The following is a 23,582-nucleotide window of genomic DNA, read 5'->3' on the forward strand; positions in this document are numbered from 1 at the left end:
TACCAAAGGAGGTAGGATATGGCACTAAGTTCAGATATCAAAACACAACTAAATCAATACTTGGCCTTATTAGAATCAGATATCCAATTGCAGGCTCATTTAGGTGAGGATGACAATTCTCAAAAAATGCGTGAATTCCTAGATGAAATTGCTGAGATGAGTGATCAGATTACAGTAACATCTTCTACTGCAGACCGAATTCCTAGCTTTACAATTGCAAAAAATGGTGAACAAGGACGCGTTAGCTTTGCAGGGATTCCCTTAGGGCATGAGTTCACTTCATTTATTTTAGCTCTTTTACAAGTTTCAGGTAGAGCCCCTAAAGTTGATCAGGATGTCATCAATCGTATTAAGGGCATTAATAAGGTAATGCATTTCGAGACCTTCGCTAGCTTGACATGCCATAATTGTCCTGATGTCGTACAAGCCTTCAATATCATGGCTGTCCTTAATCCAAATATCTCACATACCATGATTGAGGGAGGCATGTTCCAAGACGAAGTCAAAGAAAAGGGCATTATGTCAGTGCCAACCGTATACTTTGAAAACATCGTCTTTCATTCTGGCCGTGCAACCATCGAACAGCTTCTTGAAAAAGTTGCAGGACCTTTATCAGAGGAGGCCTTCTCTGATAAAGAAACCTATGATGTCCTGGTAGTTGGTGGTGGACCTGCAGGAAACAGCGCAGCCATTTACGCAGCACGTAAAGGCCTAAGAACTGGTCTTCTTGCTGAGACATTTGGTGGCCAAGTCATGGAAACTGTCGGTATCGAAAACATGATTGGTACTTTATATACTGAGGGTCCTCAATTAATGGCTCAAATCGAAGAACACACCAAGTCTTATAAAGTTGATATCATAAAATCTCAACTAGCCACTAAGATAGAGAAAAATGATGTCGTTGAAATTACCTTGGCAAATGGTGCTGTTCTCAAGGCAAAAACAGCCATTCTAGCATTAGGTGCTAAATGGCGTAATGTTAACGTTCCTGGCGAGGAGGAGCTACGTACTAAAGGTGTTACCAACTGTCCTCACTGTGATGGACCACTTTTTGAAGGAAAAGATGTAGCTGTTATTGGAGGCGGAAATTCTGGAATGGAGGCTGCCTTGGATCTTGCAGGACTATGTAAGCATGTAACTGTTCTGGAATTCTTACCAGAATTAAAAGCCGACCAGGTGCTTCAGGAGCGTGCAGCTAAAACCGATAATTTAAGTATTATCAAAAATGCAGCCACTAAGGAAATTATTGGTCAAGACCATGTCACAGGTATTAATTACACCGATCGCGATAGTGAAGAAGTTAAACACATTGATTTGGACGGTGTATTTGTTCAAATTGGACTTCTTCCTAATACAGCCTGGTTAAATGACAGTGGTATTGCCCTATCCGACCGAGGTGAAATCATCGTTGATAAACATGGTGCAACAAATATACCAGGTATTTTCGCGGCTGGTGACTGTACCGATTCTGCTTATAAACAAATTATTATCTCCATGGGTTCTGGCGCAACAGCCGCAATTGGCGCTTTTGACTATTTAATCCGACAATAAAAACGGCTAAATCAGTTCTTTACTTCATAGTAAGGACTGATTTTTTTGAGAATAACTGCGCCCTTGCAAAGTCAAAAAAACTTCGTCCATAGGTTCCCTTTTTCAGTCGATTTGCTTGAGAAAACAAGGAAATATCTGATAGAATTCACTTGCTTTTCTCAGTAAATTCTGTTAGAATTATCTTGTCGTCTGTCGACAAATACTCATCTCTGATCAATTGTGGTCTTGTTGCCTTCGGGTTGGACTGCAAGTCGACGTCTGAGAGAGGAAAAAAACATTATAAAGGAGAAACTACTCATGGCAGTAATTTCAATGAAACAACTTCTTGAGGCTGGTGTTCACTTTGGTCACCAAACTCGTCGCTGGAACCCTAAGATGGCTAAATACATCTTTACAGAACGTAACGGCATCCACGTTATCGACTTACAACAAACTGTTAAATTAGCTGATCAAGCTTACGAATTCGTTCGTGACGCTGCTGCTAACGACGCTGTTATCTTGTTCGTTGGTACTAAAAAACAAGCTGCTGAAGCAGTTGCTGACGAAGCAACTCGTGCAGGTCAATACTTTATCAACCACCGTTGGTTGGGTGGAACTCTTACAAACTGGGGAACAATCCAAAAACGTATCGCTCGTTTGAAAGAAATCAAACGTATGGAAGAAGAAGGAACTTTCGAAGTTCTTCCTAAAAAAGAAGTTGCACTTCTTAACAAACAACGCGCTCGTCTTGAAAAATTCCTAGGTGGTATCGAAGATATGCCTCGTATTCCTGACGTTATGTACGTTGTTGACCCACATAAAGAACAAATCGCAGTTAAAGAAGCTAAAAAACTTGGTATCCCAGTTGTAGCTATGGTTGATACAAACGCTGATCCAGATGATATCGATGTTATCATCCCAGCTAACGACGACGCTATCCGCGCTGTTAAATTAATCACTTCTAAATTAGCTGACGCTGTTATCGAAGGCCGTCAAGGTGAAGATGCAGAAGTTTCTTTCGAAGCTGAAGCTAAAGCAGATTCAATCGAAGAAATCGTTGAAGTTGTAGAAGGCGACAACAACTAAGTTTGACAAATTTACCCTTAAATCTCATTTAAGAGGACTTTGACATTCGCAATACCAAAACGGGGCAGAAAGCAAACCGCTCTGTCTCGTTTTTTTAAATTTTAATATCAAAAAATATTTGGAGGATTCTACTAATGGCAGAAATTACAGCTAAGCTTGTAAAAGAATTACGTGAAAAATCTGGTGCCGGCGTTATGGACGCTAAAAAAGCACTTGTTGAAACTGATGGTGATATGGATAAAGCCGTTGAACTTTTACGTGAAAAAGGTATGGCAAAAGCAGCTAAAAAAGCTGACCGTGTTGCTGCAGAAGGACTTACAGGCGTTTATGTAAGTGGTAATCATGCTGCTGTTGTTGAAGTTAACGCTGAAACTGACTTCGTAGCGAAAAATGCTCAATTCGTTGACTTGGTTAACGAAACTGCAAAAGTTATTGCTGAAGGTAAACCTGCAAACAACGAAGAAGCATTAGCATTAGTGATGCCTTCAGGTGAAACTCTTGCTTCAGCATACGTTAACGCAACTGCTACAATCGGTGAAAAAATTTCATTCCGTCGTTTTGCACTTCTTGAAAAAACAGATGCACAACATTTCGGAGCATACCAACATAACGGTGGACGTATCGGCGTTCTTTCAGTTATCGAAGGTGGCGACGAAGCACTTGCTAAACAAATTTCAATGCATATCGCAGCAATGAAACCAACTGTTCTTTCTCACACTGAACTTGACCCACAATTTGTTAAAGATGAACTTGCTAAACTTAACCATGACATCGAATTAGACAACGAATCTCGTGCAATGGTTGACAAAGCTCCACTTCCATTCTTACAATATGGTTCAAAAGCTCAATTGTCAGAAGATGTTATTGCTAAAGCTGAAGAAGACATCAAAGCTGAATTAGATGCTGAAGGCAAACCAGAAAAAATCTGGGACAAAATCATCCCAGGTAAAATGGACCGCTTCATGCTTGACAACACTAAAGTTGACCAAGCTTACACTCTTCTTGCTCAAGTTTACATCATGGACGACAGCAAAACAGTTGAAGCTTACCTTAACTCAGTTAACGCAAAAGCTATTGACTTTGCTCGTTTCGAAGTTGGTGAAGGTATTGAGAAAAAAGCTAACGATTTCGAATCAGAAGTTGCTGCAACTATGGCTGCTGCTCTTAATAACTAAGAATCACAAAAACCTTGAAGATTTTCAAGGTTTTTTCTTTATTCAAAAAGGTTGAGCTGATGCTCAACCTTTTTAATATTACCAAATAATAACCCGGTCTTCCGGACGACGCCACATAAAGTCACCTTCAGTAATCTCAAATTCTTGATGGAAATCATCAAAGTTGGTTAATGTAACATTTGTTCGCCACTCACCTGGAGCATGGACATCAACAGTTGCCATCATTTGCATAAATTCAGGACGGGCTTTCATTCGCCAAATACGAGCAAAGTTAATGAAGAATTCACGCACTGAAAAATCACTTTCTTTCTTAGCCGCTTCTAAAGCACAAGCAACACCACCTAAGTCAGCAACGTTTTCCGAAACAGTTAATTTACCATTAACCTTAGCGCCATATGAGTCTAAGCCGTCAAATTGCTCAACAACCTTATCAGTTCTCTCTTTAAAGGCACTATAGTCTGCCTCAGTCCACCAGTCTTTCAATGAGCCATGTTCGTCGAATGATGCACCATTGGTATCAAAAGCATGTGAAATCTCATGGGCAATAACCGCACCGATACCACCATAGTTGGCAGAAGAACTTTGTTCGAGTGAATAGAAAGGTGTTTGTAAAATAGCTGCTGGGAAAACAATTTGATTCTGTTGTGGATCATAGTAAGCATTGACCATGTGAGCTGGCATATGCCATTCTTTACGATCTACAGGTTTATTCCACTTACTCCAACTATGTGCAATTGAGATAGCTGCTAATTTTTGCGCATTTTCAACTAATGATAAGTTTTCATCAATAATCTTTTTAGCATAGGTTTCAGGCAATTGTTCTGGGTAACCAATATGTGGGGTAATCACGTTCAATTTCACGATGGCTTTCTCACGTGTTGATTCTGCCAGCCAGTCGGCCTTTTCCAAACGTGCTTTATAGACATCAATCATAGTTGCAACCTTAGCTTCCACATCAGCCTTGGCTTCTGCCGAAAAATGACCATCAGCATACCAAAGGCCTAAAGCCTGACTGTATGGGCCTTGAGCTAGATAATAAGCCGCTTTTTTCTTATTCATGGCTTGTGGTGTACCTGATAGCGCACGGCCATAAACACCTGATTCAACCCGAATAGCATCAGTTAGATAAGCATTATAAGCATTAGCGGCCCCAATAATCAAGTCTGCCTTCAACAAGTCCCAATTAGATTCTGAATAGTATTGAGACGCAAATTGGGTCCAAAAGCGTTCCTCAGGAACGATAACTTTATCTGGCACCTGACCCAAAATTTGAGTAAAGATGGCATCTAAAGGCAATTCTGGAGCTAATTTAGTGAAGTCTGCCCATTCATAAGGATGGTAAAGTTTAACATATTCAGACGATTCTTCTTGAGAAAGAACAAATTGAGCCAATTGCTTATCGAGTTCAAGTGTTTTATCAAGCAAGTCTGTGATTTCTTCTTCTGAAAAATGAAAATTCCGCAGAATTTTTTCTTGCGATTGACGCCAAACCTGACGCAATTCATCCGCCTTTTCGTGCCCTTCAACATAATAAGTTGTGTCTGGAAGTAAAATAGAAGGAGCTTCCGCCCAAAGAACATTGAGTTGGGCATTCATAAAGTCAGGAGCAACACCAAAGGGGAAGAGATTAGGTTTCCCTACCATCTCATAATCTGCAATCTTTGCCGCAAAATCAGCAAAGCTTTCTAAAGTTTGATATTCTTCAATCAAGGGTAAGACAGGAGCAACACCCACTTCTTCACGCTTATCGTAGTCAGAAGTCATCTTATGCCACTTAACGAAGTTAGCTAAAATATCGCCCTCAGGCAAGTTTTTACCCTCAAGCCATTGATCCGTTGTCTCAAGCATCAAGTTCTCAATCTCATCAGCCAAGTCAGAGAAGCCACCCGTTCTTGGTTTATCATCAGGAATGACAGCTGTCTCAGCCCATTCCCCATTAACAGCTTCATAAAAATTCTCTTTATAATCGACCATCATGTCTCCTTTTCTATTCTCCTAAAACATAGGAGTATCATCTCTCCCATTGTACCAAAAAAGCTTAGAGAATGCACAATCTCCAAGCTTTTTGAGAATTTTGGTAATACTTAATTATTTTTCGACACCAGCTCCTGATGTTGGATTATAAAGTCCTTCTTTTTCGCGTTTAGCACCAAATAAATCTTCAAGAGTGAATCGTACATATTTAACACAAAGTCTATTTTTATAAGCATAAACTAAATGTAACAAACCATCTTTGGTTTGATATAATGTTGGGTATTCATACTGTTTGTTATTTGTTTTATTTTCTGAGCCAATATATCCTTCAGCTTGTTCAAAAACACGGCCAATCGGCCAAGTTTTACCGAAATCTTCAGTGATTGAGACTGCCACTGGATTTCTTAGCCCAGGCCACGATACTTTCCCAAATTCAGGATTATCTACTGAGTTCACATTATAAGCAAGTGCAATCTCTCCTGTCTGTAATTTAATTGCGCTAATACTTGCATTATTGTTTGGCAGTACTGTTTTCTCAGGTACAGTCCAAGTATCTCCATAATCAAATGATTCACTAAGATAAACATTATCCGCAAAACGACTACGCATAAACGCTACTAAGTGGCCAGGTTCTACCTCGATTAAATTAGCGTGTACACGACCACTTGAATCAGGCATTCTTACAATTTTCCATGTTTTACCCTGATCATCCGATACTCTAAATTCTGTTGGGTCGTTAGTCAATCCTTCTGGTGAATCTTCACAAATCCAAGTTGCAAAAATCCATCTTCCATTACTCAAAACTTGTATAGCTTGTCGAGAAAAGGTACCTTCTTCTGGGAAAAGGACTTCAGGTTCACTCCATGACTCACCTTCATCAGAAGATTTTTGAACCATAATTACAGAGGTATACTGCATATTATCTTTACCTTCTTGACGACTTAACTGAGACGTATAAATTAACCAGATTAAACCATCTGGTGAGCGGAAGAATGCTGGATTTTGTTCACTTCTATCCTCACCTTTTGAAACTATTTCTGCCTCGGACCAGACTTGCGTTTCAGGATTTAATTTTGATAAAGCAATAGAAATATCTCCACTACCTTCAAAAGAACCTGCAAACCAAGCACAAAGCAATCCACCATCATTAGTCTCAATCAGAGCAGGAGCGTGTGCTGTCGCTTTACCACCTGTTGGAATAAGACTAAAATCAATTTCTAAAAACTCATCTCTATACACCTGACCATTTGGTTCAGATAAACGAATACTTGGAAGTTGTTTCATATTATACCTCTTTAAATTTCTAATTTTATTACCGCTTTAGTAAAACTTAATGATTCCTCTAAATGAAAAACTGCTTTATGGCCATCCCATGGAAAACAGACATATGCCATACCTTCAGTTATTTTTATAAAATGATTAGTGCCTCCATCATACTTTTCAACATCCTTTTCACTATTATAGGGAATAGAAGTCGTTAATTGTGATAAATCTTCTAAGGCAACATACTCAGCACCCTTTAATAGTAGCTGAACATCAATAAACTTTTTATGAGATTCAAATTGAGTATTTTGAAGTGGTTTTGTTTGACCAGTTTGAAAAAAAACAAATCCACCATCAAATGCATATCGCGTACCTTCTTGAAAATCATTCTGCCGATTTTTAACTTCAGAAAGCGCTTTATTAATTTTCCCAAGAATCGCTTGGTATTTCCCCAAGCACTCAATTCTATCAATTATCATAAGACCTCTTTATTTTTAGAATTTTCAGCTAATCGAATAGCATAATCTATCGCATTTTCCAGACTTACTTCACTAGCAGTCCATTTTCCAGCCTGATCGAATGCTGTGCCATGATCGACAGATGTTCTTATTATTGGTAATCCTAAAGTGATATTTACACCTTGTACTGCTTTCCATGAAGAAGTTTCTTGGTCGTATACAAATCCAAGAAGTTTTAACGGGATATGTCCTTGGTCATGATACATTGCGACTACAATATCATACATTCCACCATTTGCTTTTGAAAAAAGAGTATCCGCAGGTAATGTTCCAAATGCATTGATTCCTTCTTCTCTAGCTGCTTCTACGGCTGGATTAATTTCTTCAATTTCTTCTCGTCCAAATAATCCATTCTCACCACAATGAGGGTTTAACCCTGCAACTGCAATTCTTGGACTTTCAATACCTAGATTTTTACACGCTTTATCAGCAATTCGTATAACGTCAAGTACTCGTTCTTTGGTTGCGCGATCACAAGCTTCTCGTAAAGAGACATGCGTAGAAACATGGACTACTCGTAAATTACCATCTGCTAACATCATGGTATATTTTTCAGTGCCTGTTAATTCCCCATAAATTTCTGTATGTCCTGCATAATGGTGCCCGGCTGCATTCATTGCCTCTTTATTTAATGGGTTAGTAACAGTTGCATCAATTTCTTTTGCCATAGCAAGCTCAATAACTTTTTTTACATATTGAAAAGCTGCATCTCCACCAATTTTTGATATTTGCCCAATTTGAAATTCATTCATATCAACTAATTTCAAGTCAATTAAATCAATTTTGCCAAACTGATATAACCCTTCATTGGCATGATTAACAATATTAATATCTAATCCTAATTCAGGGTGTTTCGCTAGATAATAATGGACAATTGAATAATCTCCAACCAATAGTGGTTTACAGCGGTCATATAAATCTTTCTTGGCAAAAGCTTTAATTGCAATCTCCGGACCAATTCCTGCAGGATCACCAAGTGTAATACCAACAATCTTTGTCATAAGTCGCTCCTATTTCATTCCTTTTTCTTTATTAGCTTCAAGAACTCGGCGTAAAGAATTGACGCCTTCTTGTGATAAACCATTAAACGGTGCTCTACAATGACCAACCTCATAATCTAATTCTAGTACAGCTCGCTTAACAATAGTATTTGGATTTCCATATTTGAAACAATCTCTAAAACTTCTTATTGAATCTTGATATTCTCTAGCCTCAGCTACTTTTCCTTCTAAGAAAAGGTTATAAATTTGAGCCATCGTATATGGATAAACATTAGAACATCCAGCAACACCGCCTGTTCCCCCAGCAAGTAAGGTCCATAAAATGAGTGAATCATTTCCAGATAATACTGAAAATCCTTCAACATCACGCGTTTGCTCAATATATTGAAGAATTGTATCAAAATTTCCACTAGAATCCTTAACCCCAATAATATTAGAAATTTTACTTAAACGTCCAACTGTTGAAGGGGCAATAGCATTATTTGTGCGTGCAGGAATATTATAAAGGACAATTGGCATATCAACTGCTTCAGCAACAGTCTTAAAATGCATGTATAATTCTTCCTGTGAGGCTGCCGCAAATGATGGAGTAATAATTGACAGTACATCCACACCAATTTCTTTAGCTTTTTTAGATAATCTAATCGTGTCACTAGTACCGATTAAGCCTGTAGATGCATAAACAGGGACTCTACCAGCTGTTTGCTTTACTGTTGTCTTCATGATTTCAATTTTTTCTTCTTCTGAAAGTATATAACCTTCACCATTTGTACCAAAAACAAATAATCCATGAACACCATTTTCAATAAGTCGATCGATTTGTACTCGTAATTCGTCATGATTAACCGATTCATCTTCGTTCATCGGTGTAATGATTGGGGATATAATTCCTTTAATTTCTACCATTTTTTCTCCTTTTATAAAACTTTTTTGTAAATATCACGAGCATCATCAGCTGTGATTTCACGCATATTATTAACGAGTAAACGTGTTACTTGCATTCCAGCTTCTACTAGTCCTTCTAAATCACTTTCTGGAACATCAAATTCTTTTAAACTTGTTGGAATTTCTAGCGTTTTAACGATATGACCCATTTGTTCTAAAATATACTTTGATTTTTCCTCAACACTTAGTGCTTTGTCCCCATCTCGAACAACTCTATCATATGCTTGTGCAAAGTATTCTTTGATAACCGGTTCATTAAACGTCATCACTGGCATCAATAAAATAGCATTTGAAACTCCATGAGCGATATGATACTTACCTCCTAGAGGATATGATAGTGCATGTATTCCAGTAGTTCCAGATGCTGTAATTGCTACTCCAGCATAAAATGAACCTAATAACATTTTATTTTTTGCTTCAATTGCATCTTTATTTGTGCAAGCTTCAATAATGTTATTAAAGATTAAATCAAACGCTTCGAGTGCAAAAGTATTTGATAATGGATTTCTTTTATTCGAGGTATAGCACTCTATCGCGTGACACATTGCATCTACACCAGTTGCTGCTGCAATCTTTACGGGTAAATTTTTGATTAAACGTCCATCTAAAATGACGTAATCTGCAATCATTTCAGGATTTACAATTCCAATTTTCAGGTCTTTTTCGGGTACACCTACAATACTATTTGGCGTTGCTTCTGATCCTGTTCCAGCAGTCGTAGGTATCATTAATGATGGAACTTGTTTAGTTGCCAAGAGGGGATTTTCTAATAAGTCTTTAACACTATAACTGTCTGTCGCCAAAATTGAAGCTAATTTTGCAACATCCATTACTGATCCGCCACCAATTGCTATTATAAAGTCTGCATTTTCTTTTTTAAATTCATCTACAATTTCTTGAGCTTGTTGATAACTAGGCTCGGCTGGAATTTCAGAAATGATTCGATATGAAACTCCCTTTTCTTTCAAGATCGATTCGGGAATTTCAGTAAGTCCAGCTCCTAGAATTCCTTTATCAGTAAAAACAATAACTGTTTTAATACTATCAGATAAAATTCCGTCCAATTGTTCCAGTGCATGTTCTCCAGCAAAAATATTTTTCGGCATTTTTAAACTATAATCATTTAACATATTAATTCCTCCTGCTTTTCAGCCATATTATTAATTTCTTCAAAGAGACCTTTGTCACCAAAGCCACCTGATTTTGTCATCACTTGATACTCTTTCCCATGCCATGTCATTGACGATAGGACAACACCTGGGGCAATCTCACTTATTGGAGTAATAGCATTGATTCCCAAGACAGACATTGATTGGAACAAAGTATCCCCACCAGTAAATAAAATCGTTCGTTTTATGTTACTTTCCAAAAGGACTTTGGTTAATAATCCTATTGATTGTCCGATTTTAAATCGAATTTCTTCTTGATTAATTCCTTTCTCACTAGCGAAGGACAATAAACTAGATGTTGTCTCATCACTGAAGGTATCAAAAATTACTATCTTGTTAACAGATACATTATTAAGAAAGTTGCTAATGTTTTTATGACCATTTTCACTTTCCCAATAATTCCTTTCCAAAAGTTGTTGTCCATTTAACTGAAAACGAACATGACCTTGTTTAGTTGCATATATCACTTGTTTTTTTGTAATTGGATTTATTGAACCGCACATGACGGCCAATGGATAGCTAATAGTCACTTTTGCATTGTTTTCTTGTTTAAATAATTCTTTTGCTAAAAATTTTGCAAATCCTGCACATCCTGCTGTTAAATGTAGTCTATTTGAAACACTTAAACGATTAATTATTTTTTCCAAATCACTATCAGTTTTACTATCAAATACTAAGATAGAAGAATCATAATTTTCATAATTATTTATAGTGACAGACTTTGAGTCTATATCATTATTTTTTAATAGTTGAATAATATTACTCTCAAGGACGGGTTCATACGGGTCATTAGCAAAAACACTTTCAGAGACAAGATCCTCTCCAATATAGAGGTTTCCATCAACAACAGTTCTATTTATTTCCGGAAACGCTGGTATGAAATTAAGTGTTTTATTTTCATAGACTTCAATAAGTGCTTGTAATTCACTTGAAACATTCCCTCTTAGTGCCGAGTCTACTTTTTTATAAATATAAGGAACAGCGAAGGATTTTGCTCGAGTTAGAATTGCATGAATTAATCTATTAGCATCTTCTCCATTTAAATATCGACTTTCTGTATCAATGACTACAACATCATACATTTCACAAACCTGTTCAAAATCAATATTAATATCTGTCGTTACTTGTGTTTTAGCACCTTGCTTAGAAAATTGAACGCCTGTATCTAAAGCACCAGTAAAATCATCAGCAAGTACTAATAATTTCAACATTTTTACCTCCTTACTCTTAATAACCTAATTGTAGCTAATTATCTAACAAATTCGAAGTCATAGAAAAAAAATAGAGTTAAAATTTGAAACAATATATCTAACTATAGATATATTCCTTGCTATATTGTATAATTGTTTATTATTGAAACGTATAGAAGGTGGAAGATATGAAGTTAATTAAAATTTTAGGAATTGCACCCTATGAAGAGCTTAAATTATCTATGGCTAGTGTCGCTAGAGAAATTGAAAACGTGGAATTAGATCTATACACAGCTGATTTAGAAGAGGGTCAAAAGCTTGCTAAAGAATTATCAACCAATGGTTATGATGCCATTATTTCAAGAGGAGGAACTGCTAATTTAATTGAACAAGTTGTCTCAATCCCTGTTATCGATGTCTCTATTTCAATCTATGATATCTTAAGCGCCATTAAGTTAGCGCATAATTATACTGACAATATTGCAATTGTTGGTTTTACAAGTATCACAAAAAATGCTCATTTAATTTGTGATATTTTACAGTACAATATAAAAATTATCACTTTAAACAGCCCACATGAAGCTGATCAAGTTCTTGATCTATTAAAGAAAGATAACTATCAGCTTGTTTTATGTGATGCTATAACCAATCAAAAAGCGTTACAAAAATCAATCAATACAATATTAATTACCTCCGGAAATGAGAGTATTTCAGTTGCGTTTAATCACGCATTTGCTTATATCAAACATATACAAGCCCACAAAGAAAAATCTCAACTACTCCAGACAATAATCCAAAATCAAAATCAATTGACTTTAGTATTATCCAGTCAATATCAAGTTATCTCATCGAACTTAGCAGAGGATCTAAAAGAGTCTCTAATTAAATATTTAAAAAAGAGGTCAAATAAGAATTTTGGTTCACAATTTTATCACACTCATAATTCTCGAGTTTACCAAGTTAAGTTGAAAGTTGTTGATCATCTAAATAATAATTATGTCCACTGTCAGATAAAAGAATCCACCCCTCCCACAATACATAACAAATTTGGCCTCACTTTTCATAGTAAAAATGAAATTAAAAATTTAGTATCAAAAAAACTTTTATTAACAACTTTTATAGATGAAAAGAACGAAAGACAAATTGAAAAATTAGTGCAGTACTATCACTCTATGATGATTTTTGGTGAAACAGGTACCAATAAAACAATACTTGCATATAAAGCTTATCTAGCATTTGAAAAGAACACCGAAAACCTTATTGAAATTGACTCTCAACACCTCAATGACAGACTTTGGAAGTACCTTATAAATACAACGAATGGTCCCTTTTTAGAAAGCGGAAACACCTTTTTAATAAAAAATGTTGAGAAACTTAAAACTAAAGATATTGATCAAATAATAACATTGATTAAAGATATTAAATTGTTACAACGGAATAATATTATTTTTACTTATAATAGTCAAAACCTGTCAAATAATGAAGATAATTTTAATTATATGATTCGAGAGCTCGATAGTAGCAGTATATACGCAGAATCATTGCTGGAACGAAAAAATGAGTTGACTAGTATCATTACTTTATTAATTAACAAAATCAATATTGAATGTAATACTGAAGTTATTGGATTTGAGCCGGAAGCTCTACAGTCACTTATATCTTTTAGATGGTTCGGAAATTTTTCACAGCTTAAATCAGTAATTACAAAATTAGTATTATCTACTAATTCACTATATATTACAGATTATCTAGTTCAAGATATTTTGAAAGAGGAAAGGAAGCACCAAAATTTTCTACTATCTCATTCTGAGAACGAATCAAATTTACCACAAATTTTTAGCGAGAAAACTTTATTTGATTATAACCAAGATATTGTTAACGCCGTATTGGATCAAAATGATGGAAATCAAACCAAAACAGCTAAACAACTCGGCATCAGCCGTACCACTCTCTGGAGATATTTGAAAGCAAACTAAAAAGGTTGGTCTAAAGACCAACCTTTTTACATTGGAAAAACGAGAATCGCCCCAATAGTTAGGAAAACAATACGAATTAAATACATCGGTACTGAATATATCCAGAATTGTGGTAACTTGTATTTACCCATACCAAGTATCATTGCTGGCATCCCATCTACTGGCATGTAACCACCATTCCAACCTGAAATTACTACAGCGGTTGCTGCTGCAATTGGATTTAAATTCAAACTCATACATGTTGCAATAGCAATCGGTGCAAAAATAAATACCGATCCCATATTTGAACCTGTAAAAGTGGCACTTGTACTTGTTAATAATGCGAAGAGCAATACCATTAAGAATGGATTAATATTATCTCCCAAAGCACCTGCGACAACATCACCGATCATTTTTGTAAATCCAGAATTTCCCAAAGCATCTGCTACTCCAATAACGCCGGCCATCATTAATATTACAGGTGCTCCCATATTATCACGAACTGAACGAAAATCTAAGACATTTGTAAACAACAATACAGCAGCAGCTAATCCTGGAATTACAAAAGCAGCATTTCCTAATTGATTCATCATCATCATACCGATTACACTGATTACAAACATAGCTACTGTAATTTTTTCTTTAGTCGGTGTCATCATTGAGATAGCTGTTTCTTGATTAGCCATTGATTCTTCAAGCTCATCATCAATAATTTGATGGTCTGGAAGTAATTTATATGCAACTAAACTCCAGATTAAAAAGCCTAAAGATAAAATGACATTAACAATTGAGAATTTTGCCATTGAAAGATTGCCGGTAAAACCAGCTGATTCAAGTACACTCACAGTTACACCATATGTTAACGCAACATTAATCGGAAGCAACGGATGATTGGTTGCAAATCCTAAAGGCATCATAAGTTTTGATGTCGGCAGCTTTTTGTTATAAGGAATAGTAGATACTAAGGAAAGAATCAGAACATAGTATCCAGTAGCTCCAGTCCCAGCTAAACTTGCACCTAACATAACAACGAGTAATAAAAGAACATAACTTTTGTATCCTCCTTTGTTAACAAGATTTATCATAGATGTCTGTACTTTTGCAATAAAACTTGTTTTCATCAAACCAGCCATTACAACCATAAATCCAGCTACCATAATAACACTAGGATTAATAAATCCTGCAAAAGCTTCTTGTGGTGTTGATAAACCAGTTACTACTAATAATAAACAAGCAAATAGCGGCGGTGCTCCAAAAGCAAATTTATCTGACATAATCATCACGATCATTAGGACCAAAATACCAAGAGCTAAAAACATTGAAGTTGTCATTGTATTCTCCTCTTTCAAAAAAGTATAATTAAAAATTTTATAAATATTGAAAACGTTTACTCTGTTATCATATCAGGATGACTTTTAATTGATAAGAAAATGTTTCTGTAGTTTTGTCTCTTTTTGAAACATTTTGATTATTATTATACCTTAAATCCGATAAATAAATATATTGTTTCAATATTGAACCGAAATTAAAGGTCTCAGTTTTGACTGAAACCTTTATTAATATTTTAACTTAAAAATTTTTAGAGAATGCACAATCTCCAAGCTTTTTGAGAATTTTGGTAATACTTAATTATTTACCTTGAATGGCAATGGTTTGATATGCTTTAAGGGTAATACTTTGACCCACAGTTGCTTCACCAGCATAGTTACTAATCAATACTTGCCCATTTTGATAAGCTTCTTCTAAATCTAAAGTCACTTCATCAGCATAGAAGTTGTTTAGAACCAAGAGTTTTTGGTCATCTAAGTGACGCTCAAAGGCATAGACACTTGTGCTGTCCTTGTATGCACCTTATAATCACCTTCAGCAATTAATGGCATTTCCTTACGAAGTTTAATCAGTTGCTGATAGAATGGGAAAATCCTTCCATTTTTCTCTGTTTCAACATTGATTTCTTGATATGATTTACCGGCTTTCAACCAAGGTGTACCGGTGGTGAAACCAGCATTTTCGCTAGCATCCCACTGCATTGGTGTCCGTGAATTATCGCGGGACTTGGCTTGGATGATAGCAAAAGCTTGCTCGGGCGTTTTACCCTCATCCAACATGATTTGGTAGGCATTTAAACTTTCAATATCGACATAATCTGCCATGGAACTATAATCCGGATCAATCATCCCAATCTCTTCTCCCATGTAGATGTAAGGTGTCCCACGCGACAAGTGAATCGATGCCGCCAACATGGTTGCTCCTTCATTGCGGAAGTTTTTCACGTCAACAAAACGGTTTAGCGCTCTTGGTTGGTCATGGTTATTGTAGAACAAGGCATTCCATCCGTCTCCCTTGCTCATTCCCTCACCCCATGAATGGAAGAGATCGCGTAACGCGACAAAATCAAAGTCCATGATGGTCCACTTTTGGCCATCCAAATAATCCACTTTCAAATGGTGGAAGTTAAAGGCCATTGAAAGCTCCTCGCGTTCTGGAGCAGTATAAAGAATACAATTTTCAATAGTTGTCGCTGACATTTCACCAACTGTCATGAAGGAATCATCTTGACCAAAGCTGGCATTATTCATCATTTTAAGGTAGTCATGCGTGATAGGACGGTCAGTATATGCAGGTTTACCATCATTGACCGGGCAATCAACCAACTCTTCGTCTTTACCAATTAAATTAATCACATCAAAACGGAAGCCTTTAACACCCTTATCACGCCAGAAATTAACCACTTTAAAGAGTTCTTCACGGACATTTGGATTACGCCAATCTAAATCAGCCTGTGTGACATCAAATAAATGGAGATAGTATTTACCTGTATCACCAAAAGGAGCCCAAGCATTGCCGCCAAATTTGGAAACCCAATCCGTTGGTTGGTCACGAAGAATAAAGAAGTCTTGGTAGTACTTATCCCCTGCCAAAGCTTTTTGGAACCACTCATTTTCTGTCGAACAATGGTTTAGTACCATATCCAGCATGAAATCAATGCCAAGATCTTGCCCAACAGCAATCAATTCTTCAAAATCAGCCATTGTACCAAAATCAGGATTGACAGCAGTATAATCTGCAACATCATATCCGTTATCCCTTTGAGGACTTGGATAAAATGGATTTAACCAAATCATGTCAATACCCAGTTCTTTCAAGTAAGGCATTTTTTCAATAATCCCTTTTAAATCACCGATACCATTACCACTAGTATCCTTATAAGATTTAGGGTAAATTTGATAGACAACTTTACGTTTATCGATAGTCATAGTTTTCCTTTCCCTTAAATGACATCAGGAACTGTTACCAGTTCCTGATTTTCGTTTTTCAAACTTATTTTTTGACTGCTTTCATCATAGCTTCATTACGAACGATTTGACGAGGTAGGTCACCTTCAACGTCAACAGTATATGCATCTTGGTTAGTTACAATAACCGGAGTTTCAGTTGGATAACCTGCTTCTTTAATAGCATCCATATCAAAGGAGATTAATTTGTCACCCGCTTTAACATAGTCACCTTGGCTAACATGAGCAGTAAAGCCTTTTCCTTCAAGATTTACTGTATCCATACCAATATGCATTAAGAGTTCAGCACCATCAGTAGAGACTAAACCAACCGCATGTTTTGTAGGGAATAAAACAGATACTTGAGCATCAACTGGAGAAACTAATTCACCTTCAGTTGGTTGAATCAGAACACCTTGTCCCATAACACCTTGGGCAAAGACTGGGTCAACAGCTTCACTTAAAGGTTTAACCTCACCAGTAAGTGGGCTAACTAAGGCAACAGATGAACCTGCTTCAGCAAGTGCTGAACCAGCAGCTGCTGTAGTTGCTGCTTCAGCGACTGGAGCTTCAACTGCTTCGTCAGCTAAACGAGCAGCAATAGCTTCATCTTCAGCTTTAGTCATGATATTTGATTTACGGAAGAAGAATGTTAGAGCAATCGGTACAGCAATAGCTACTGCCATACAGATGAAGAATGGTACCATGTATTTAACATTGATGGCCATGAAACCTGGAAGTCCACCAACACCAATTGAGTTAGCTTGGACGTTCATTGTTGTACATAATAAACCAGCAACACTTGAACCAATCATACCGGCAACAAATGGTAGATGTATTTAACATTAACCCCGAATAAGGCAGGCTCAGTAACACCAAGGTAAGCTGAGATTGCTGCTGGAAGCGAAATTTCTGCTTCTTTATCATTATGACGGTTCATGAGGTAATAACCAAACACGGCAGAACCTTGAGCAATATTTGAAAGGGCAATCATTGGCCACAAACCAGTGGTATGAGTTGCAGTATCGGCAATCAACTGAGTATCGATGGCATTTGACATGTGATGCAAACCAGTGATAACAAGTGGCGCATATAAAGCACCGAAGATAGCACCAAACAACCATTTAACAGGTCCAGTTAAACCAGCAAGAACGACAAATGAGATTCCTTTACCAATTGTCCAACCTAGAGGGCCTAAAACAGTATGTGCTAAGATAATAGCAGGGACTAATGATAAGAATGGTACAAAGATCATTGAAACAACTTCAGGAATACGTTTACGCCAGAAGATTTCCAAATAAGCAAGAGATAAACCAGCTAGTAAAGCAGGGATAACTTGTGCTTGATAACCGATTTTGTTAACAGTGAAGAAACCAAAATCCCAAACCCAGTTTTTAGCAATTTCAGATGCTGGTGTACTTGCTACTGCATAGGCATTAAGTAACTGTGGAGATACCAAACAGATACCAAGAACGATACCGAGGATCTGAGTTGTACCCATTTTGCGTGTTACTGACCAAGTAATACCAACTGGAAGGAAGTGGAAGATCGCTTCACCTGGTAACCATAGGAAGGCATCAACACCAGCCCAGAATTTAGAAACTTCTACGACAGTTTTTCCATCAAGGAAACTCCAAGGAACACTGTCAATTAAGTTACGGAAACCTAAAATAAGACCCCCAACGATGATTGCTGGAATGATTGGCGTGAAGATTTCAGCAACATTGTCATCACACGTTGGAAAACATTTTGATTACTTTTAGCTGCTGATTTAGCCGCTTCTTTTGAAACGCCCTCAATGCCAGACACTGCTGTAAAGTCATTATAAAAAATTGGGACATCATTACCAATAATAACTTGGAATTGTCCAGCATTAGTAAATGTTCCTTTAACAGCTGAAATCTTTTCGATTTCTTTAACATTGGCTTTACTGTTATCGTTTAAAACAAAACGCATACGAGTCGCACAGTGAGTAACAGCCTTGATGTTTTCCTTACCACCAATGGCAGTTAGGAGCGTCTTAGCTTCGTTTTCAAATTTTCCCATTTGATTTCCCCTAGGTCCTTTTCCCATGCTTGCTTTTTCTAAAACAAGCAAAAATTAATTTTTATAAATTCTTTTTGAGAATTTAATCTACCCTTCAATTGTAATCGATTCCAAATTTGTATGCAAGTTGTTTGCTCAATAAATTGACTTTTTTTACCTAAATATGTTATCTTGTATGTTGAAAATTAGACAAGTTAGAAAGAGATTCCATATATAATGAAAAAATATGAACGTATTTTTAAAGATTTAGAAGAAAAAATATCTAAAGAAATTTATGCCATTGATGACTTCTTACCAACAGAAATCGAGTTAAGTCAGGAATATGATGCTAGCCGCGATACCATTCGCAAGGCCCTCAATCTTCTGGCAAAAGCAGGTCTCGTTAAAAAGCAACAAGGTAGAGGAACTCAAGTCATTAAACATCACCAAATTCTATTTCCAATCTCAGAATTGACCAGCTATCAAGAATTGGTTTCCTACTTTAACATGAATTCCAAAACCAATGTTATTGCTATCGATAAACTGATTGTTGATGAAAAAACGGCTAAATTAACAGGATTTCCAGTTAATTCACTGGTATGGCGAATCACCCGTCAAAGGGTTGTTGACGGCGTAGCTTCAGTCCTTGACATAGACTATTTGAGTAAAACAATTGTTCCTAAAATAAGCCGAGAAATTGCCGAAAAATCCCTCTATGAATACTTAGAAAAAGAGCTAAAGTTAGCCATTGATTTTGCTTTAAAAGAGGTTACCATTGACCAAGTGAATGATAAGGATAAAATCTTATTAGACCTAGGGTCCGATCGACATGTGGTCTCCGTTAAATCAAAAGTTTACTTATCATCAAATGAACAGTTCCAATTTACAGAAAGCCGGCATAAATTAGAAAAATTCAAGTTTGTCGACTTTGCAAGACGCAAACCAAAATAAAAAATCTTTAGCTACAAATCCTTGCTTAGCTAAAAAAAAATAAGAAAAACCTTTATGAGACAGATCACTTGCTCTAAACAATTGATCCTCATAAAGGTTTTTTTATGATAAAAACTTATCTTGATAATCTTGACCCCAGTCAAGCATGGCATTAATCACTGGTTCCAGACTTAAACCAGTCTCAGTCAAAGAGTACTCTACCCGAGGTGGTACTTCCGCATAGACTTTCCGATCGACCAAGCCATGAGCTTCCATATCACGCAACTGACTGGTCAAAACTTTTTGACTGACTTTGCCAATGGAATTCTTCAATTGACCGAAACGCATGGTACCTTTCAATAAGTCTCTTAAAATCAAAATTTTCCACTTATCGCCAATTAAAGCCAAAGTTGTTTCAACAGGACATTGGGCATTTTCTTCAGGCATGTCATCACTTCTTTCTTAATAGTTTCTTTTAGTAACTTAGATACTATTATATCCTAAATAAAAATTAAAGCAAGTTACCATTCAAAACGCTGAAAACTCACAATTGTTACTTATAAGTAACTAAAGCACAATAAAGTGCCTACTTTTCAAAAAGAAACTTAGGGTATATCATATACTTAAGAACAAAAAAGAATGAGGACCCACTATGACTTATCCATATCAATCACAAATTACCTTAGGCACTGTTTCCCTTTATGTTAATAACCTAGAAAACATGACCCGTTTCTACACTGAAATGATTGGTTTTACTATTCTTAGCCAAGATGAAAACAAAACACATCTGACTATTGACGGCCAAACTGTTTTTCTTGAACTTCTAAAATCACCGTCACCACGTCAATTAACTTATGGATTATACCATACAGCCATCCTAGTTCCTGACCGTCAGTCACTTGGGCAGGCGCTTCATCACTTAGCAACTAGCCATGCACCACTTGAAGGCGCTGCAGATCACGGTTATAGCGAAGCGATTTACCTCAGCGACCCAGAAGGAAACGGAATTGAAATTTACCGCGATAAAGACATGAGTCAATGGGATATTCGTGAAGACGGACATATCATTGGTGTTACTGACCCAATGGACGCCCAAGGAATGCTTGATGAATTGACTGAAATTCCAGCAACCTTCACATTGCCTCAAGGAACTATCTTAGGACATGTGCATTTAAGCGTTAAAGATGCCTTAGCTTCTTCACAACTTTACCAAAAAGTATTTGGGATGGCAGACAAAATGACTATTCCTACAGCATCATGGATTGCATCTGGTGGCTACCACCATCACTTAGCCTTTAACCATTGGGCTGGACCAAATCTTGCCGCTAAAAAAGCTGGCATTCCCGGTTTAAACTTCCTTACTATTACATTTGCCGATGCACTTGCTTTTGAAGCTACATATAAAAAAGCTCAACTTCACGGCATGACCGTTACTGAAAAAACTAAAAAGAGCTTCTTAACAACTGATACTGATGGCATCACAAGCAAAGTAACATTAGAAGCTTAACACATTAGCCCTTTCTTGACAGAAGGGCTTTTACTTTACTACAATAAAGACATGTTAACCTATCTCATACCAAGTGCCAAAGAAATGGTCATCCCAAATCAGGAGTTCCCTCCTTCCCTTCCGGAGAATAGCCGAGCAATCATCGATCAACTTGCCTCTTTAACAGTTGAGGAACTGGCTGTTGCTTATAAAATAAGTCCCCAAGCAGCTTCAAAAGAGTCTGATAGAATCCATGCTATCCACAGGGATCAAGCACCAACCTATCCAGCTTATCGCCTCTTCAATGGTCTCATGTACCGTCATATTGAACGTGATAACCTAACTAAGAAAGAAGAAAAGTATTTAATCAACAATACCTTTATCACCTCTTCCCTTTATGGCATCATTCCCTTTGATTACCCAATCGCTGAACATCGACTAGATTTTCAAACCAAAGTCAAAGTCAAGCAAGAATCTTTAAAAAGCTATTGGCGCCCAGCTTATGACCAATTTCTAGAGCGAAAAGGACCTTTTATCTCCCTTTTATCCAGTGAATTCGAGGATGTCTTCAGTCCTGAAAAAAGACAACTGTGGATAAGTGTCACATTTTTAGAGAAAAAAAATGGCCTTTTAAAAAGTCATTCAACAATCTCTAAAAAAGGACGAGGAGACTTCTTAACAGCAGCCTGCAAGGCTAACTGTAAGACCCTAAAAGACCTGAAAAAGCTTGAATTCAGTGATTTTCGCTTTGATGACCTAGAATCTGATACCAAACATTTTGTCTATATCAAAAAAGAGGCCTAGGCCTCTTTTTTTGCTTTCATCCACAACTTCATGACTTATACACAGCTTGTGGATAAGTTTGAGGATAAGATGATAAAGTCCTTTATTTCCATACTATCCATGAGCAGAAAAGTAGTCCTTAGTTTATAGTAAATGATCCCGACTAACTTGTTCAAAAGACTGGTCACCATCATTTAATTTTGACCAGATAACTACTTGACCAGACTTTAAGGACTCTTGAACATCAATAATCCGTTGATTTGAGGAACCTCTAAACTGGAGCATCAAGTTCTTCTTAGTAATATCAAAACGTCCATCTACTAAGATATCAATCAAAGATAACATCTCTAGCTTATCTTCTGATTCTTCCATCATTTCTTCCCAAGTGTAGCCAGTCCATGACCAAATGTCTTTTTCCGGTAATTCTTTTCGAATACGTTTAATCAATGGTATCAAAAAGTTTGTATTCAAGAAAGGTTCACCACCTAAAAGGGTTAACCCTTGGACATAGGGTTGCGCCAAATCAGTCATGATTTGTTCTTCAAGTTCTTCAGTATAAGGCATTCCAGCATTAAAAGACCAGGTAGCCGCATTGTAGCAGCCTTTACAGTGAAACATACATCCTGAAACATATAATGAATTTCTTACCCCTTCACCGTCAACAAAATTAAAAGCTTTATAGTCAATGACACGACCTTTACTAAGGTCTTTAGCCTGCCATTCTTTTGGTTTAGGATTATTCCAACATTTTTCTGACATGAAACCTACCTTTTATTTAATCCAATAACGCTCCGTATCATTCTGAATATCTTCCAAATGACCACCATTTGCAAGGATGACTGATCGACTTGCTGGATTGTTAGTCTTACAGGTCACTAAAATTTCCCGAATATTCTTGTCACGAGCAATCGTTATAGCTTTACTTAACATTTCTTTAGCGTAGCCATTTCGTCTTTGACTTGGCCGGACGGAATAACCTATGTGACCCCCTTCTTTGAGGAGAGCATCATTCAAGCGAAGACGTAAACTTAAAAAACCAAGTGTCTTTTGAGTTTTTTCATCAAAAGCGACAAATTGAATCGATGGAACGAAATGATTAGGAACACCAATCCCAGCCTCAAAATCCTTGTTCCTATCGAGCCACTCTTCATAATCAAAATTTTCCCAATCCCAGAAGCCACCATCATGGGCTGACTTTTCAATTTCAAATTCTTGCATCATCTCAAGAATTGCCAATTTATCTGACAATCTAGGTCTTCTTAATTCCATCATAAACTC

18 protein-coding genes and 2 pseudogenes are annotated in these 23,582 nt (G+C 36.8%); 7 read left to right on the plus strand and 13 right to left on the minus strand.

The window, feature by feature from the left end:
• Positions 1-18 precede the first annotated feature (18 nt).
• From ahpF to tsf, 3 genes are all read left to right on the plus strand, one after another.
• Positions 19-1,551: an alkyl hydroperoxide reductase subunit F gene (gene ahpF / locus AT575_RS09495; protein ID WP_102778113.1), complete on the plus strand. Its 1,533-nt coding sequence runs from the start codon at positions 19-21 to the stop codon at positions 1,549-1,551.
• Positions 1,552-1,848: 297 nt separating this feature from the next.
• Positions 1,849-2,616: a 30S ribosomal protein S2 gene (gene rpsB / locus AT575_RS09500; RefSeq protein WP_071794140.1), complete on the plus strand. Its 768-nt coding sequence runs from the start codon at positions 1,849-1,851 to the stop codon at positions 2,614-2,616.
• A 134-nt stretch (positions 2,617-2,750) separates the two neighbouring features.
• On the plus strand, positions 2,751-3,791 hold the full coding sequence (gene tsf / locus AT575_RS09505) for a translation elongation factor Ts (RefSeq protein ID WP_102778114.1): 1,041 nt from the start codon (positions 2,751-2,753) through the stop codon (positions 3,789-3,791).
• A gap of 78 nt (positions 3,792-3,869) precedes the next feature.
• Here the strand turns inward: tsf and AT575_RS09510 are convergent, their stop codons facing one another.
• The 7 genes from AT575_RS09510 to AT575_RS09540 all read right to left on the minus strand — a co-directional run bounded on the left by AT575_RS09510 (position 3,870) and on the right by AT575_RS09540 (position 11,872).
• Positions 3,870-5,765 carry a M13 family metallopeptidase gene (locus tag AT575_RS09510; protein WP_102778115.1) on the minus strand — a complete coding sequence of 632 codons (1,896 nt, stop codon included), beginning with the start codon at positions 5,763-5,765 and terminating at the stop codon, positions 3,870-3,872.
• A 114-nt stretch (positions 5,766-5,879) separates the two neighbouring features.
• Positions 5,880-7,049 (minus strand): sialidase family protein, encoded by a 1,170-nt coding sequence (locus tag AT575_RS09515; protein WP_102778116.1) that lies wholly within the window; start codon positions 7,047-7,049, stop codon positions 5,880-5,882.
• An 11-nt stretch (positions 7,050-7,060) separates the two neighbouring features.
• Positions 7,061-7,507 (minus strand): NanQ anomerase/TabA/YiaL family protein, encoded by a 447-nt coding sequence (locus AT575_RS09520; RefSeq protein WP_102778117.1) that lies wholly within the window; start codon positions 7,505-7,507, stop codon positions 7,061-7,063.
• Positions 7,504-8,547, minus strand: a complete 1,044-nt coding sequence (pdxA, locus tag AT575_RS09525; RefSeq protein ID WP_102778118.1) for a 4-hydroxythreonine-4-phosphate dehydrogenase PdxA — start codon at positions 8,545-8,547, stop codon at positions 7,504-7,506. The genes AT575_RS09520 and pdxA overlap by 4 nt, the downstream gene beginning before the upstream one ends.
• Before the next feature lie 9 nt (positions 8,548-8,556).
• Entirely contained in the window at positions 8,557-9,453 is an 897-nt protein-coding gene (dapA, locus tag AT575_RS09530; RefSeq protein ID WP_102778119.1) for a 4-hydroxy-tetrahydrodipicolinate synthase, read from the minus strand.
• A gap of 11 nt (positions 9,454-9,464) precedes the next feature.
• On the minus strand, positions 9,465-10,622 hold the full coding sequence (locus AT575_RS09535; protein ID WP_102778120.1) for an iron-containing alcohol dehydrogenase: 1,158 nt from the start codon (positions 10,620-10,622) through the stop codon (positions 9,465-9,467).
• Positions 10,616-11,872: a four-carbon acid sugar kinase family protein gene (locus tag AT575_RS09540; RefSeq protein ID WP_102778121.1), complete on the minus strand. Its 1,257-nt coding sequence runs from the start codon at positions 11,870-11,872 to the stop codon at positions 10,616-10,618. Before AT575_RS09540 ends, AT575_RS09535 begins: the two co-directional genes overlap by 7 nt.
• Positions 11,873-12,039: 167 nt before the next feature.
• On the opposite strand from AT575_RS09540, the gene AT575_RS09545 reads away from it, so the two are divergent.
• Entirely contained in the window at positions 12,040-13,827 is a 1,788-nt protein-coding gene (locus tag AT575_RS09545) for a sigma-54-dependent Fis family transcriptional regulator (RefSeq protein ID WP_102778122.1), read from the plus strand.
• A 26-nt stretch (positions 13,828-13,853) separates the two neighbouring features.
• Here the strand turns inward: AT575_RS09545 and AT575_RS09550 are convergent, their stop codons facing one another.
• The 3 genes and pseudogenes from AT575_RS09550 to treP all read right to left on the minus strand — a co-directional run bounded on the left by AT575_RS09550 (position 13,854) and on the right by treP (position 19,126).
• Entirely contained in the window at positions 13,854-15,137 is a 1,284-nt protein-coding gene (locus AT575_RS09550) for an SLC13 family permease (protein ID WP_102778123.1), read from the minus strand.
• A 298-nt stretch (positions 15,138-15,435) separates the two neighbouring features.
• Positions 15,436-17,063: pseudogene (gene treC / locus AT575_RS09555) on the minus strand (alpha,alpha-phosphotrehalase).
• A 64-nt stretch (positions 17,064-17,127) separates the two neighbouring features.
• Positions 17,128-19,126, minus strand: a pseudogene (treP, locus tag AT575_RS09560) (PTS system trehalose-specific EIIBC component).
• A gap of 216 nt (positions 19,127-19,342) precedes the next feature.
• On the opposite strand from treP, the gene treR reads away from it, so the two are divergent.
• On the plus strand, positions 19,343-20,056 hold the full coding sequence (gene treR / locus AT575_RS09565; protein WP_102778124.1) for a trehalose operon repressor: 714 nt from the start codon (positions 19,343-19,345) through the stop codon (positions 20,054-20,056).
• A 102-nt stretch (positions 20,057-20,158) separates the two neighbouring features.
• On the opposite strand, the gene AT575_RS09570 is transcribed toward treR, so the two are convergent.
• Complete coding sequence (locus AT575_RS09570; RefSeq protein WP_102778125.1) at positions 20,159-20,482, minus strand: winged helix-turn-helix transcriptional regulator; 324 nt, start codon at positions 20,480-20,482, stop codon at positions 20,159-20,161.
• Positions 20,483-20,687: 205 nt separating this feature from the next.
• On the opposite strand from AT575_RS09570, the gene AT575_RS09575 reads away from it, so the two are divergent.
• Positions 20,688-21,542 carry a VOC family protein gene (locus tag AT575_RS09575; protein ID WP_102778126.1) on the plus strand — a complete coding sequence of 285 codons (855 nt, stop codon included), beginning with the start codon at positions 20,688-20,690 and terminating at the stop codon, positions 21,540-21,542.
• A 51-nt stretch (positions 21,543-21,593) separates the two neighbouring features.
• Entirely contained in the window at positions 21,594-22,325 is a 732-nt protein-coding gene (gene yaaA / locus AT575_RS09580; RefSeq protein ID WP_102778180.1) for a peroxide stress protein YaaA, read from the plus strand.
• Positions 22,326-22,448: 123 nt separating this feature from the next.
• Here yaaA and nrdG read toward each other — a convergent pair whose 3' ends face one another.
• Together nrdG and AT575_RS09590 are read right to left on the minus strand one after the other, a co-directional pair.
• Positions 22,449-23,063 (minus strand): anaerobic ribonucleoside-triphosphate reductase activating protein, encoded by a 615-nt coding sequence (gene nrdG / locus AT575_RS09585; protein ID WP_102778127.1) that lies wholly within the window; start codon positions 23,061-23,063, stop codon positions 22,449-22,451.
• A 12-nt stretch (positions 23,064-23,075) separates the two neighbouring features.
• Complete coding sequence (locus AT575_RS09590; protein WP_102778128.1) at positions 23,076-23,573, minus strand: GNAT family N-acetyltransferase; 498 nt, start codon at positions 23,571-23,573, stop codon at positions 23,076-23,078.
• Positions 23,574-23,582: the final 9 nt, after the last annotated feature.

This window comes from Streptococcus penaeicida (genome assembly GCF_002887775.1).
Taxonomy (GTDB): domain Bacteria; phylum Bacillota; class Bacilli; order Lactobacillales; family Streptococcaceae; genus Streptococcus; species Streptococcus penaeicida.

What these genes read in the sequence shown, in the direction of transcription:
- ahpF (WP_102778113.1), top strand. Translation starts at nt 19, where the DNA reads ATGGCACTAAGTTCAGATATCAAAACACAACTAAATCAATACTTGGCC.
- rpsB (WP_071794140.1), top strand. Translation starts at nt 1,849, where the DNA reads ATGGCAGTAATTTCAATGAAACAACTTCTTGAGGCTGGTGTTCACTTT.
- tsf (WP_102778114.1), top strand. Translation starts at nt 2,751, where the DNA reads ATGGCAGAAATTACAGCTAAGCTTGTAAAAGAATTACGTGAAAAATCT.
- AT575_RS09510 (WP_102778115.1), bottom strand. Translation starts at nt 5,765, where the DNA reads ATGGTCGATTATAAAGAGAATTTTTATGAAGCTGTTAATGGGGAATGG.
- AT575_RS09515 (WP_102778116.1), bottom strand. Translation starts at nt 7,049, where the DNA reads ATGAAACAACTTCCAAGTATTCGTTTATCTGAACCAAATGGTCAGGTG.
- AT575_RS09520 (WP_102778117.1), bottom strand. Translation starts at nt 7,507, where the DNA reads ATGATAATTGATAGAATTGAGTGCTTGGGGAAATACCAAGCGATTCTT.
- pdxA (WP_102778118.1), bottom strand. Translation starts at nt 8,547, where the DNA reads ATGACAAAGATTGTTGGTATTACACTTGGTGATCCTGCAGGAATTGGT.
- dapA (WP_102778119.1), bottom strand. Translation starts at nt 9,453, where the DNA reads ATGGTAGAAATTAAAGGAATTATATCCCCAATCATTACACCGATGAAC.
- AT575_RS09535 (WP_102778120.1), bottom strand. Translation starts at nt 10,622, where the DNA reads ATGTTAAATGATTATAGTTTAAAAATGCCGAAAAATATTTTTGCTGGA.
- AT575_RS09540 (WP_102778121.1), bottom strand. Translation starts at nt 11,872, where the DNA reads ATGTTGAAATTATTAGTACTTGCTGATGATTTTACTGGTGCTTTAGAT.
- AT575_RS09545 (WP_102778122.1), top strand. Translation starts at nt 12,040, where the DNA reads ATGAAGTTAATTAAAATTTTAGGAATTGCACCCTATGAAGAGCTTAAA.
- AT575_RS09550 (WP_102778123.1), bottom strand. Translation starts at nt 15,137, where the DNA reads ATGACAACTTCAATGTTTTTAGCTCTTGGTATTTTGGTCCTAATGATC.
- treR (WP_102778124.1), top strand. Translation starts at nt 19,343, where the DNA reads ATGAAAAAATATGAACGTATTTTTAAAGATTTAGAAGAAAAAATATCT.
- AT575_RS09570 (WP_102778125.1), bottom strand. Translation starts at nt 20,482, where the DNA reads ATGCCTGAAGAAAATGCCCAATGTCCTGTTGAAACAACTTTGGCTTTA.
- AT575_RS09575 (WP_102778126.1), top strand. Translation starts at nt 20,688, where the DNA reads ATGACTTATCCATATCAATCACAAATTACCTTAGGCACTGTTTCCCTT.
- yaaA (WP_102778180.1), top strand. Translation starts at nt 21,594, where the DNA reads ATGTTAACCTATCTCATACCAAGTGCCAAAGAAATGGTCATCCCAAAT.
- nrdG (WP_102778127.1), bottom strand. Translation starts at nt 23,063, where the DNA reads ATGTCAGAAAAATGTTGGAATAATCCTAAACCAAAAGAATGGCAGGCT.
- AT575_RS09590 (WP_102778128.1), bottom strand. Translation starts at nt 23,573, where the DNA reads ATGGAATTAAGAAGACCTAGATTGTCAGATAAATTGGCAATTCTTGAG.